The organism is Mesotoga sp. H07pep.5.4, from assembly GCF_003664935.1.
GTDB classification, from domain to species: domain Bacteria; phylum Thermotogota; class Thermotogae; order Petrotogales; family Kosmotogaceae; genus Mesotoga; species Mesotoga prima.
Genome location: NZ_JFHM01000025.1, coordinates 1 through 13,560, shown reverse-complemented (window position 1 = coordinate 13,560; position 13,560 = coordinate 1). Strand labels below are relative to the sequence as shown.

Annotated in this window: 12 protein-coding genes; 6 read left to right on the top strand and 6 right to left on the bottom strand. The window is 46.3% G+C overall.

All coding sequences use genetic code 11. The features are described 5' to 3' along the window. Positions 1 to 570: 570 nt before the first annotated feature. The 4 genes from Y696_RS11175 to Y696_RS11160 form a co-directional block, all read right to left on the bottom strand. Entirely contained in the window at positions 571 to 1,464 is an 894-nt protein-coding gene (locus Y696_RS11175) for an ROK family protein (protein WP_121510495.1), read from the bottom strand. Positions 1,465 to 1,585: 121 nt separating this feature from the next. Next, positions 1,586 to 2,059, bottom strand: a complete 474-nt coding sequence (locus Y696_RS11170; RefSeq protein ID WP_121510494.1) for a cache domain-containing protein — start codon at positions 2,057 to 2,059, stop codon at positions 1,586 to 1,588. A gap of 160 nt (positions 2,060 to 2,219) precedes the next feature. Then, on the bottom strand, positions 2,220 to 2,930 hold the full coding sequence (locus Y696_RS11165) for an N-acetylmannosamine-6-phosphate 2-epimerase (RefSeq protein WP_121510493.1): 711 nt from the start codon (positions 2,928 to 2,930) through the stop codon (positions 2,220 to 2,222). 1 nt (position 2,931) lies between these two features. Further along, a complete protein-coding gene (locus Y696_RS11160; RefSeq protein ID WP_121510492.1) occupies positions 2,932 to 4,446 on the bottom strand; it encodes a DUF4127 family protein in 1,515 nt (504 codons plus the stop codon). Between the two features lie 862 nt (positions 4,447 to 5,308). Here Y696_RS11160 and Y696_RS11155 point away from each other — a divergent pair. Then, on the top strand, positions 5,309 to 5,776 hold the full coding sequence (locus Y696_RS11155; RefSeq protein WP_121510491.1) for a GyrI-like domain-containing protein: 468 nt from the start codon (positions 5,309 to 5,311) through the stop codon (positions 5,774 to 5,776). 538 nt (positions 5,777 to 6,314) lie between these two features. Here the strand turns inward: Y696_RS11155 and Y696_RS11145 are convergent. After that, a complete protein-coding gene (locus Y696_RS11145; protein ID WP_121510489.1) occupies positions 6,315 to 6,494 on the bottom strand; it encodes a hypothetical protein in 180 nt (59 codons plus the stop codon). Positions 6,495 to 6,773: 279 nt separating this feature from the next. Beyond that, a complete protein-coding gene (locus Y696_RS11140) occupies positions 6,774 to 7,712 on the bottom strand; it encodes a nitrous oxide reductase family maturation protein NosD (protein ID WP_121510488.1) in 939 nt (312 codons plus the stop codon). 275 nt (positions 7,713 to 7,987) lie between these two features. Here Y696_RS11140 and Y696_RS11135 point away from each other — a divergent pair, with 275 nt between their 5' ends. From Y696_RS11135 to Y696_RS11115, 5 genes are all read left to right on the top strand, one after another. After that, positions 7,988 to 8,413, top strand: coding sequence for a hypothetical protein (locus tag Y696_RS11135; RefSeq protein WP_121510487.1), 426 nt, complete (start codon positions 7,988 to 7,990; stop codon positions 8,411 to 8,413). Positions 8,414 to 9,077: 664 nt separating this feature from the next. Next, positions 9,078 to 10,166 (top strand): PAS domain-containing protein, encoded by a 1,089-nt coding sequence (locus Y696_RS11130; RefSeq protein WP_121510486.1) that lies wholly within the window; start codon positions 9,078 to 9,080, stop codon positions 10,164 to 10,166. Between the two features lie 81 nt (positions 10,167 to 10,247). After that, the gene (locus Y696_RS11125) at positions 10,248 to 10,877 is read left to right on the top strand and encodes an ATP-binding protein (protein ID WP_121510485.1); all 630 of its coding nucleotides are present in this window, start codon (positions 10,248 to 10,250) and stop codon (positions 10,875 to 10,877) included. A gap of 4 nt (positions 10,878 to 10,881) precedes the next feature. Beyond that, positions 10,882 to 11,337, top strand: coding sequence for a response regulator (locus tag Y696_RS11120; protein ID WP_121510484.1), 456 nt, complete (start codon positions 10,882 to 10,884; stop codon positions 11,335 to 11,337). A gap of 82 nt (positions 11,338 to 11,419) precedes the next feature. After that, a complete protein-coding gene (locus Y696_RS11115; protein ID WP_310793753.1) occupies positions 11,420 to 12,730 on the top strand; it encodes an HD domain-containing phosphohydrolase in 1,311 nt (436 codons plus the stop codon). The last annotated feature ends 830 nt before the right edge of the window (positions 12,731 to 13,560 follow it).

The window sequence follows — 13,560 nt, the reverse complement described above, 5'->3', positions numbered from 1 at the left end:
TATAACAAACTGAGGCCTCATGGATCTCTGAATTACAATTCACCGATTGATTTCTCTCAAATTCAAAGCAATTTCGAGGAAGTGTTAGTTAAACCCTAGTGTCCTTATATTATTCTCCAATAATCAAGGGTCAGACCGAGGCTAATTGAAGAGCGAGAAGATGCTTTGAGTTTGAGACGAAGCTTCGCTTCGAGAAAAACCATATTCGAGACTACCAAGGTCAATGAGAGAAGTCAGATCCCGTACAGAAGAGACGGGTCTGGAGTTGTCGCCTCTAGGGTCTGGCAAGAGTGAAATAGCGGTTCGGCAATGCTCCCCTTTGATCTGGTCTTGCTCCCCAGCAAAACTCCTCGGGCGAGATTCTCGCCTTTTGACTGGCCTGCGCCAACAGACCAACTTCAAGAGAGCTTCCTGCGAAGCAGCATCACTTCCCCGGACCTCTTTCCGGGCATCACTTCCGCCGGTGATCTTTCGGCGCATCACTTCCCGACGAAGTCGGCATCACTTCTGTTCTTCGCACTTCTCAGCGTCCAGCGTGATATTAAGAGCCGCTCTTCCTCTCGAAGCCAGTTATTCGTTTCCGGATGCTCCGGCCATTGCATAGACAGCTGCACCAATTATTCCTGCATCGTTTCCAGAAAGAGAAAGAACCACATCTTCTTCGGTATACAGCGACGATCTTGATAGCACTGAAAGTTCCTCTCTCAGGCTGTTCAGGAATCTCTTGCCGAGTTCGCACACTCCGCCTCCCACAACTACTAGGTCGGGGCCTAAACTCAGGAAGACCGAGTCGACTACTATCGCAAGATCTCCTGTTACGGTACTTACTGCTTCTTCAACAACTGGATTGCCGCTTAGATACTGTTCGATGAGAGTGGCTCTGTCCATCTCTTGGCCTGCTGCCGCTGCCACAAGGCTATGAATAAGGCGCATAGATATATATTGCTCGGCGCACCCCTCCTTACCGCAGTTGCAAGGTTTTCCACCACGGTGTATGATGATGTGACCGAATTCCGCTGCCTCTCCGCGCTTTCCGAGAAGAGGAGAGCAGTTTATCACGATTCCTCCGCCAAGGCCACTCCCCACCGTTATCATGACCAGGGTTTCCGCCCGACGATAGTTGCAGAACCATTCGCCGAATGCAGCCGCACTTGAATCGTTCAGAACGGCTGTAACAACGCCTGTATTCTCCTGGATGAGAGTCTTTACAGGTACTCCGGTCCAGTTAGCGAGATTGCTCGTAGCCAGATTCACATTTCCAGTGACAGGATCGACTCTTCCTGCCGTACCGATGCCTATAGCTTCCACTTTGTGCGCGGCTAGCTCTTCCCTAACGATCTCCAAGAGCTGGTCTTTTAGATCTATGGAGGTTGGAAATAATCTCTTCTCGGAGAGTGTGCCATTTGAATCCACAATCGCCGTCTTGATCATCGTTCCGCCAATATCTATTCCGAGAGCAAGCATTCATACACCTCGCTTCAGAATTACGCTATAAGCAAACCGTAGGTCTTCTTGAAGCATATCGAGACCTGATTTGCCTTTGCAGGTACTAGAGTATTCTGCTATTCATTCAGAACCAAATAACTCATTGCTCCTGTTTGTAATATCCCATTCCAAGCACATATGTCAACTCTCCGTGAGTAGCGGACATAACGTAGGCGCTCTTGAATGTCGCGGGACCTCCGTCCGGCAAGGGCCAGTAAAAATCCAGCCAGCCTCCTCCCTGATTTAGGGCGACTTCGAAGATCCTTACAATCATGTAGAGTCCGTTCTGGTCTTTGAGAGATATCAGGTTTCTACCCTCAAAGACGGTTGGATTTCCCGCGTTGACTAGATTGGTTCCGCTATCGTCGTAGATGAAGATGTACTCCTCACCAATGAAGAACTCGCCGTCTCTATCGTAGAAAAGCGAGAATATCTCTGGCCCATTCTCTTCGATCAGCCTGGCCGCCTTTTCGACTCTTTCCTGGATTTCGAGTCTCTTCTCTTCTTCACTCAAACCCATCGTAACCGTTAGAGTCAGGAGTACAAACAAAAGAAATGCAAACAGACGCTTCAAAATCTTACCTCCTTGTTCGTCTTGTTACCTCAACAAACTCTTTCTTGAGAATCTATGGCTCTTTCATTAAAGACATCTGCAGAGAGGATTCAAAATCCACAGCTATTGCATTTGTAGCAGGTCCGGAATTACTACCATTCAGCAATCCAAATGGACCGATCTAATCCCGGGATTTGAAGCCTTCTTTATTCCACTCCTCAATATAACTCGTGAATCTCTTTGTTATCAACTGAGGTCTCGTGATGACACTTCCCACAGTAACCGAAAAGGCCCCGGCCTCAAGGGCCTTCACAACCTGTTCCGGCTGCCAGTAATTGCCCTCCGCAATCACGTAAATGTCGAACTCTTCGGCCAGCTCCTCTACCAGTCGGATATCCGGTTGCGGTCTCTCTAGTGTCTCATCTGTGTAGCCAGAAAGCGTGGTAGCGAGAAAATCGGGCTTGAGACGGGATACTTCCCTCGCATCCCCGATGCTGGAGATATCGGCCATTATGAGCCTTTCTGGGAACTTCTCTCTTATTACGGCAAACATCGAATCGAGAGGTTCCGGTCTCCTCCTAAGTGTGCAGTCTATGGCGACAACATCGGCTCCCGCTCTCAAAATCGAAAGGGCGTCTTCCGAAGTTGGAGTTATGTAAACCGGATATCCCTCAATGTCTCGTTTGTTAAGTCCGATCAAGGGTATGTCGAATGTGGACTTAATATCCTCAATGTCTTGCGCCCCGTTTGCCCTTATCGCAGCGGCTCCTCCCATTATGGCAGCCTTCGCCATAAGCACCATAATTCCACGGCCGTGTAGAGGTTCGTCCTCTAAAGCCTGGCACGAAACGATTATTCTCTTCTCTATCTTCTTAAGCAGTTCTGAACGCACTTCAGTCACCTCTGGGTTCGTCTTTCTGCACAATCGAAAGACCGAGTTCGAAGGATCTGTGCCAGGGAAAGAACAGTCGCTCGATCTCGAATTCCATTTCCAGCGCATCTTGAACAGGAGGAATATAGGGAGTCAGTTCACTCCTTACAAATCCCTCGGCCCATGATTCGACGGGAATTACTGTCCACGGCTTTGACCCTCTTTTTTCTGCTTCGACCAGCAGCCTCTTGCGTATATTCGACTGAAATGCCCAGTGCTCAAGGAAGAAGATCGCCTGCAATTTCTTGATCCTTGACTGATCTACCTTCAGCAGCCCCTTACTTCCCAGGAGCTGGACTATAGAATGGGCGCATACTGTTCCAAGAGTGTTTCCTGCTGTGTTCCAGGCCGAGTAATTCGTTTCCAGCCAGTTCAGTTCGCTTCTCTTCAGCAACTCTTCGACCAAATAGTTGTCTGCGCCGTTGGTGTACTTCACATCGGCTATACCCTTTATGATCGAATCTGCCGCTTCGATCTCGCGAAAGAACCTCTCATACGAACTCAAGTCAGTAGGAGCGGAGAGCTGCTGAGCGCTGTCGAGACCAGCTTCCGGGTTGTTTGCCAGAAGCAGAATCTCTCCTGCGCTGTCGACCACCTTTCCTCCGGCCGCCTCTATATGGTTTTGAATGCCCTGGTAGAGTGGAGAGCCTTCGTAGGGTGGAATGAAATCTTTGTGCTCCGGAGAGGCATAATGAACCTCAAAGGTCGGGATCTCTCCCACCGATTCAGAAAGGACTCTAGCCAGTAGGCTAAGTGTCGCTTCATCTGCGCCTGCATGAATTGAGACCCTCGATCCTATTTTGAGGGAGTCTACCATGGCCCGATGAATCTCACTTTCGGCAAGGGATATGCTTTCCTTGCTGTTATCGTCGAGAACTAGATTCAGAAAGTCAATCACGCCTTTGTCTACCAGTTCTATTACTGAAGAGACAAGCTTTCTGTTTCTTATTCGTCTCACAAGATAGTCTGTTACGAAGTGAGATGGAATCTTGCCGATCTTTTCTATCATGGAGCGGTGAACCATCTCACCTCTAAAGCTCCTGGCAAGAAGTCTGGAGAGATCATACATGTCCAGCCCGAAGTATTGCCAGTAATCCGGTTCCTCTTCGGACGAGTTGTAGAACGGAGTTCTTGTGATAGTCGTGGTTGCGTAGATCTTCACGTCCAGTTTTTTCAGCTCCTCCAGCAGGCCGAGCCTTTCAATGAGGGTATCCAGAGTGTCCAGGCTTATTCTCGAGGGTATAAGTCCGCCGTGCACGAGCATGTCGACAGAAATAACCAGGTAATCGCCCGGCAGGGCAGTCTCCTTAAGCCATTTAGATAGACGGCGAAGGTCTGGGGGCGTTTTCTTTGCCCCCAGATAGACTTTCGGCGGAGTAACGACGTCAATATTTGCGGCACGAGCCAGCAACAGGAAATAATCTCTCGTGCAGAATCGCTCATCTACAGGGAGAAAGACAATTCTATTTGCGAACATATGCTTACTTCATCGCCCGGCAAAGCCGCATTGCTTTGATCGCACTGGAGTCGGGAGAAGTCTTGTTTCTGTTTGTGCGGCTGAAAAAACGGTTAGACCTGACTCTGAAAGAGATGTATAGATTTCTAACGATACCCATGCCTGATTAGTTCAACCTCCTTGTGACTCTCCTTTGTTATCAAACTACCAGAAACGATTGATTTCTCCAAAGCGCGGAAAGAGTCTCTAGAAATGTTCAGAAACGACTACAAACAAAGGCGTACAGGCAATAGTGAATGATTGGAAGCGCCTCTGAAAGAGGAACTAGGATGATCGATCTCTATTCGTCTGACATTACTACTATTGATGAATTTCTATTCGCGTACGGGTCAAATCAAAATTGGAGTAGTGAGCATCAGCTTTATAAGAAACGGCCGATGCCGACTGCCCTATCCCAGTAGTGGTGTTGATTACTTATGGTGCTCCACGTTCTGCAGTCTACACTCTCGTCAGTGAATGACAATTGCAGCTACTTCCATACAATCAATTAGAAGATGTCATAACAGTCTTTCGTACTGCTCTTGCCCAACATCACGCTTTAATCTGGCGAGAATATGTCCGGCGCCGTGTCTGCATTGATGAACGGTTATCCCGTTGGCTCGGATTATACATGGCTTTCTGCAATAGAGTAATGACAGCGCTATCCTGGGGACGGTAGTATTTGATTTAGGTCATGTCATATGCCCTGGATTTCTAATGAAGCATCGGTATTTCAGGAAAATGTATTATTATTGGTTTGGTCTCGTTTGATTCAGTTGATCCGATCTACCTGGAAATACTATTGACGGGACACAAGTCACTAGAAGAATTAAAGGGGGTAATTATGCCGAGGCTAACACCTATCGCATTATTGAAGCGCTGTGCAAGTTCCACTCTGGTTGTGCGCACAAAAACGAGCGTTCAGAATCTACCTTCTCTTATTGGAAAGTGTTATGGAGAGATTGCCGCCTATTTGGGCGAGTTGGGGGAATCTCCTGCAGATATCCCATTTGTTGCCTATCACAACATGGACATGCAGAATCTTGATGTTGAGATAGGCTTCCCGGTTTCATCCGACCTGCCCGGAAAAGGCGACATCATTCAGAGCTCCATTCCCGAGGGGTTAAGCGTCTTTTCTGTCTACATGGGTCCATACAGTCAGATGGAGACGGTGTACAGTGAAATGGCCGAGTGGATTAGCAAGAGCGGATATGTTCCTACTGGGACCGTTTATGAATACTATTACAACGGGCCGGAGTTTCCTGAGGACCAGTACCTGACAAAGATTGTGATGCCTGTTAGGGAGCCTTAGTAAGAGCATTTAATCGGCCTTTGCCTCTGGTGAAGGCCGATGACTTTTTGCTAAACGTCATAAGTTGGCCGTCCAAGATCGGACCCCTGTAAGTCATTCAAAAAAATCTCGGGAAGGTAGAGGGCACTCGGTTTGGAGTGAGAAGATTCGAAGATCCATCTTTCGCTGGTCTATGAAGGGAGTTGCCCAAAGTCTGCACTACTAGCTTATGGATCTTGAAGTTCCAGCCAGTAAAGCTCTTCTCTTTTCCGACGAAGAGCAACTTCTTTTTCTATCTCGAATCCCTAACATCTCACCAAGAATCACCGAGAATGCTTCCGATTATCTGTGTGGAGATGATGGGAGAAATGCTCTTTCTTGTCAGTTGTGGATGACTCTTTGTTCTGCATTGTAGTGGCCAGCAATCAATTTGCTACATCTATAGTGCAAAAAAACAGAACTTGGATGACAGGACGACATCCAGAGATCTGCCTGTTTCAGCTGCGTTGGTCCAGTATTTGGCCCTTGTCAAGTGATTGGAGGGATGTGGATTCCTTTCTCATTGATTGGATTCAATGCCATATGACTCAGTGAGGGTATCCCTGAAGGCCTTTGAAGAAGCATTTGCTTTTGTAAGATTTATAAAAGCGAATACCATTATGACTAATGCAATCACCAAGCCTATACTCAGCGCGATCGCCACTATTTTATTTATGTTGTCCCAGTTGGTTTTCCGCATTCTGCTATCACCAACATTAGTATACCATTGTCTTTTTTGCAGAGTGTGAATTGAGGAAGAAGGCAAACTGCATTTCAAGTTTCGCGGATCTACAGGCAGTTGTCTTCAGAACAGTACTTATAGAAGGCAAAGTAGTCACTGAGAACTGAATCACTACTAACTTTCAAGTCCTGAAATAGTTGGAGAACAGAAAGGGAGTTACTCAAAAAAGAACTTGACGATCATCGCTACTCGTCAGATAGCAAGAATATCAAAGGCTTCCTTATGTGAATAATTGGCCTACTCTTTTCTCAGATTCTTGTCAAAGCTGTAGAAGCTGTCGTCCCAGAAATCGAGCGGACAAATCTCGTCCTCAGATTCGAATATGTTGCCAGATCCAACAACTGTTCCGGTGAACTCGTCGCCTCCGCATTCACACTCGGTACAGCGGTTGAGATAAAGATCCAGTCCATGCCAGACATTGCCGTAGAAGAGGTTGTTCTTTATCGTTGTAGTGGATGAGGAATTTATGAGTATTCCATTCTCTACATTTTCAGTTACGATGTTTCCTATTAGAGAACCCGTCGCATTGCCTCCCAGCGAAACTCCTATACTGTTTTGCTTGAATGTACAGTTCTCTATTCGGTATTTGAGATCGTTGGTAAGGCTTATTCCAACACCGTTTCTTTCAAACACAGAATTCTCGGCAATCAAAGTTGCATTACCGTACGCGTATATTCCTGCCAGCCTCGTTTCTAGTGGATCTTCATTTCCCAATCCTTGAAAGCATGTTACATACGAATCAATTATCTTAAGGGTCATTCCGGTACCGCTGAACGAAATTCCGAAACGCCCCCCTGCAACGTAAGTATCAACAATCTGTCCTGAGGACCTCGAAACGTTTATGGCCGAGCTTGAAGTCATGATCGTAATACTCTCGATCGAGAACTCGGCGGCACCCCTTACGAAGATTGCCAGGTCATCTTCTTCGGGAATGATTATGACCCCATCTCTAGAAGCTCCCTTAAGAAAAATATCCTTGCTTATTGTCAGGCTCTCTCTATAAGTTCCTGGAAGTACTTCCACAGTGTCCCCTGATCTAGCATCGTCAATTGCCGATTGTATGCTTTTGTACTGCCCGCCATTTATATCTACAACAAGGGTTTTTCTGTCACCCGCTCCAAATGTCAAGCCAATTACGAAAATAACAGCCACAAGCAATAGCAATCTCTTTTTCACAATCCCACCTCCAACTCCATCTTACATCAGTTTAGCGCAATTACCTGACGAATTTGGATGATGAAGCTATATAATAATTGACCAACTGGACAGGTGTAGCTATCGCGCCAGCTAATCATTCTGCTGAGATAAATTCGTCCTTCATTGAGAGGAATTCCATCCAAACGGTTTTCAGCGTGATCGATGCTAGAATACTTGGTATATTATGGATTTTGAAGGAACGATCATGTCTTCCATATTTGCAAGGGATCTGCGACTAAAATGGGGGCGAGATAATGAAACGTGTCATTCTGTACATTTCTTTTATAGCCGTTCTGCTTATGCTTCTTTCCGGGTGTTTCATCATTGATCCTGTGATCAAAATCAGTGGGCTCGTCAAGGATTTTGAGAAATACTGGGAAGCGGAGAATTCAGTCGGTCTTGCGGGGTTATACACTAACCCGGCTCTGATAAACACAGCGGTGAAGTCATATTCGCAGATTGTCGATGCCTATTCAAGCAGATTTGAAGGAAGGAACGTCAGTTACTTCAATAGAAACAGTGATGTTGAAGTTGATTTAGGAGAAGGAGCGACCGAAGCAACTGTGGAATTTGACGCAGTTATCTCATGGACATCTGGACCCATTGATTACAGGACTTATGTCTGGAAAGTGCAAAAAGTAGCTGGTAAATGGTTGATCTCGAGATCCAACGAGTATTAGTCTCCATAATTCTGCCCTAGTCGGGAAACAAGTAAATGTAGGTCGCGCAAAGGTCCTCCATCCTTCAAAAAGAACCTCTCAGGAAGTTGGCAAGCAGTAACATCCGGGGAAGTGAGGCTGTTTCGAAGGAGACAGGAGTAGCCGGTCTCACCTTTAGCGAGGCCAGTCAGGCTACGCCTGGCCAGTTCAGCTGCGCGGTGAAAGAGCCACGACTAGGAACGGGTTATGAAAATCGGTTAGGAGGAGCGGGTTATCAGAAACGCTTTGGACCACGCCAAGTCTCAATGCCCACTCCGTCGGGAAGTGATGCCCAGTCTTACGTTCCATACTCTCCATTTAGCTGTTTGTTCAGCAAAGTTGGAACTGGTCTCTGCCAAAGACAGCGACCGGTTACTAGAAGTGACTGGCAAGTTACTTCCCCCTATTGATTCCTTCGTGTTTTGCAAAAGATCCTTTGAGCTCATTTCCATGACCGATTAGTTAAAATGCTTCGACATTTCTAGTGCGACTTCGGTAGCAGAGAGATCTCTCAAAGTCAGATTTCATCTCAAGACATGAACAATGTATGAGTCATTTTCAGTGATGTTGACAACGTGCGAAATGCTATAATTCCTTTGTCATTTGCAGTAGTCATACAATTTCATCCAACAATCAGGGGGTTCTCATGATTCACGAAAGGACTGAATCTGGTTTGCGAGAGAACGACTTACGGTTTTCCACGGAGATCGATAAGAATGTAAACCCTATCCTCGATGTTGACATCAACGGAAGCATAATCTACAGGAATGCAGCAGCTACAGATGTTCTGAACTCAAATGGATTGAAAGATCCGGGTGTATTTCTACCCGAAGAGATCCCTCAGCATATGTGGGAGTCGAAAGAACCTCTCCCTGTGAACTACGAAAAGACAATTGGAAAGAGCATCTTTTTTTTATCACTCAGTCCAATTCCAGATACCGAAAGAGCAAGAATATACGCTTTTGATGTTACGCAAGAAAAGTTGCGAGAGAGGCAGCGATTTGAAGTGAAGGAACTTCTCGCGAAAGTCACAGGAAGCGTAACAGATATGCTCTATGCACTCGACAAAAATCTGAAATACATATACTGGAACAATGCCTGTGAGGAAATTACTGGAATCAGTTCCGCGGATGTGATAGGGAAGCATGTAACGGATGTCTTCTCCGAAGATGCTACTACTGCGAAGGCGATGGCGTCATACCGGCGGGTTCTTCTGAAAGGGAAAGCGGAATCTGCTGTCTTCGAATATAAGCATGGGGGAAAGACCAAAACACTCGAGATCAATATCTATCCGTTAGGAGAAGGGATATCGGTTTTTGCCAGGGACATTACCGATCAGAAAAATGCCGAGAGGAAGCTCGAGATAGAAAGAAAGAAGCTTCATAAAATTCTGAACTACATTCCCGAAGGCATTTACATGATAAACAAGAGCTATTACATCGATTACGCGAATCCCGCATTGATTAAGGAGTATGGTCTCATAGAGAATAAGAAGTGTTTTGAGTTCTTTCAAGGACTCAAAGCTCCTTGTCCCTGGTGCAGAATCGACAGTGCTTCTTCTAGTCAACCGGCAAGATGGGAATGCGGGTTCGAAAAAAGTGGCCGCATCTGTGAAGTGATAAGCATTCCTATTATCAATGACGACGGAAGTATATCGAAGCTGCAGATTCTTCACGACATCACAAAGATCCGAACCTACCAGGAAAAAGTGGAACGGATGAATGTTGAACTCTAAGCAAGGGTAGCTGAAAGGACCACACAGCTGGAGGCCGTCAACAAGGAATTAGAAGCCTTTGCCTTCTCAGTTTCGCACGACTTGAGGGCTCCTCTAAGAGCAGTAGACGGTTATTCCAGAATAATTGAGGAGGACTATGCCGATATCCTCGACAGTGAAGGCCTGAGACTCTTTGGAGTAATAAAGCGCAACATAAAGAAGATGGATCAGCTAATTATTGATTTGCTGGCCTTATCCAGGCTAAATAGAACTGAACTTGTCAAATCAAAGATTGACATGACCAGCATGGTGAATTCTATCTTTCACGAAGTCATCTCTGTAGAACTCCGCGATAAGGTTAAATTCACTCTAGAGAATCTGCCTGAGGCCTACGGAGACGCAGTTATGATGAAGCAGGTTTGGGTTAACCTGCTTTCAAACGCGCTAAAATTTTCTGCCTCTAGAGAGCTTATAGCAATAGAGGTCGCCGGTTATTCAGAAAATGGAGTAAACACTTATTATGTAAAGGACAACGGTGTCGGGTTCAACCAGAAATACGAAAGCAAACTCTTCGAAGTTTTTCAAAGGCTACATAGTTCAAAGGATTTTGAAGGAACGGGTGTCGGACTTTCGATTGTTCAGAGAATCATTCACAGACATGGGGGTTTCGTCAGAGCCGAGGGGGAAGAAGACCACGGGGCGACCTTCTATTTTTCTATACCCGAGAGGTGAAAGCATGACCGATAGCGTAGTAGAGATACTTCTGGTAGAAGACAACCCCGAGGACATAGAACTTACCCTTAGAGCACTTAAAAAAAGTAAACTGGCTAACAATATCGTGGTCGCCGAAGATGGTGAGGAAGCTCTCGATTTCATATTTGCGCTTGGCAAGTACAGCGACCGTAGTGTCAGCAATTCTCCAAAAGTGATCTTACTGGATTTGAAACTTCCTAAGGTCAGTGGTATAGAGGTCTTACGAGAGATTAAGAAAGATCCGAGAACGAGTCTAATACCGGTAGTAGTTCTGACCTCTTCTACACAAGAGACGGATATCGAAGAATCCTACAAACTCGGGGCGAACAGTTATATAGTGAAGCCCGTGAATTTCGAAAACTTCATTGAGTCTTTGAGACAGATGAACGATTACTGGTTGGTGCTTAACAGGCTTCCATCAAGGTTTGGCGAAGGATGAGTAAGGACGCGAGAATAAGGATCCTTTTCGCAGAGGATCTGCACACTGACGTAGACCTGGCTAGAAGGAAAATCTCCAGGGTATTCCCGGAGATGAGGTTTCAGTCGTTGATACTGAACAAGATTTCGTTGAGAAACTGGAGGCGTTCCGTCCGGATCTTGTAATCTCCGACTACATGATGCCGACCTTTGATGGGATGAGAGTGATCGAGCTCGTTCTGGAAAAGGCGCCTGAGATTCCAGTGATAATACTTACGGGTTCCATGAACGAAGACACGGCGGCCGAATGCATGAAGGCCGGTGCGGTAGATTATGTAATAAAGGAACATATGGCCAGACTACCATACGCGGTCGTCGAGGCAATGGAGAAAAAGGAGATCAAGCTGGCCAAGGAAAGGGCAGAAAAGGCTTTGGTCGAAAGTGAGAAGAAGTTCAGGTTGCTGGCTGAAAATGCCAAAGACCTCATTTACAGGTACGAACTGAATGAAAAAGAGGGCTTCAGTTATGTCAGTCCTTCATCGTCTCGCATTACCGGGTATTTTCCCTGCGAGTTCTACAAAGATCCCGATCTAATTTCCAAAATCGTTCATCCCGAAGATGAAGCCAGGCTGTTGAATTTAATGAATGACAGCCATTCATCGAACCAAAGTGAGCCCCTTACATTGAAATGGATGCGGAAGGATGGAAAGATAATCTGGATAGAGCAGCAAAATGTACGAGTTTTCGATGATGATGGAAAGCTTATCGCTATTGAAGGAATAGCTCGTGATGTCACGGAAAGGCAGGAATCAGCAGAAAGAATAACTGAAGCCTTCTACTCTATTATCACCGTGGTTTCGGATATTCTGACTGCCAGAGACCCCTATAGCGGACATCATCATCGTAATGTAAGCCGACTGTCCTCCAAAATAGCTGAGAAAATCGGCCTTGATGACTCAAGAATTGAAGCTGTTAAGATTGCCGGACTGCTTCATGATATTGGTAAAATAGCTATACCAGCCGAAATCCTGTCTAAGCCAGGCTCTTTGAATGAAGAGGAATACAGTTTGATTCAAGAGCACAGCATCGTCGGTTACAACATTCTCAAGAATGCTCGACTTCCCTGGCCGGTAGCAGAAATTGTTCGCCAGCACCACGAAAGGCTTGACGGTTCCGGTTATCCTGGCAAACTCAAGGGAAGTGAAATATGCGTTGAGGCCAGAATTATTGCCGTCGTCGACGTAGTTGATGCCATGACTTCTCATAGACCCTACAGACCTGCCCACAAAGTAGAGGCAGCCCTTGAAGAGATACATAGCAAATCGGGTACCTGCTTCGATTCAAGTATTGTGAATGCTTGTACTGAATTGATTGAAGAAGGCTTTGATTTCAGGGAGGAACCGCTGGAGAAATAAGAACCTGCAGCCGTTCAGCTGTTTCAGTAGACTTCATTCGTTTCCCTCAATCATGAACCGGTCCTTCGAAGAGCAGTTGCAAGTTGTCTGTTCCAAGTTGCAAGCATAAGAACCGCTGCGCGCTGAAAAGCTGAGAACCCGCTGAACGCTTATTAAACCATGTTGTCCGTCAACAGTCCTCCGTCCCCTGCCGAGATCGCAAAACCAGATCCCGAAAAGAGTTCGGGATGACATTCTTTGCGTTATTCAGACATGATTCTGCCCAGAATTCGATTCGTTAAACTATTGAAGAGGACGATCTCATCCTTGGGAAGACTGATCATTGTTGACAGCGGGCGTGCAGCCGCACGCCCCTACATCCGTTTGGATCGAATCTATTCTCACATGCAACTCACAACTTGCAACTGTTCTTTTCGGAGAACGGGGAACCGCTCAACGGCCAACCGGTTTCACTTCGCTCTTTCCAACCCCCAACCTGCTACCTCCGACCACTTGCGTAAGCCCAGATCCCGAAACAAGTTTGGGATGACATTCTTTGCGTTATTCAGACATGATTCTGCCCAGAATTCGATTCGTTAAACTATTGAAGAGGACGATCTCATCCTTGGGAAGACTGATCATTGTTGACAGCGGGCGTGCAGCCGCACGCCCCTACATCCGTTTGGATCGAATCTATTCTCACATGCAACTCACAACTTGCAACTGTTCTTTTCGGCGAACGGCGAACCGGTTTCACTTCGTTCTTTCCGACCCCTAACCTCCTACCACCACCCACGGTTCCTGAAAAAACCCAGATCCTGAACAGGAGCACTTCAGTTACTCTAAGTTGT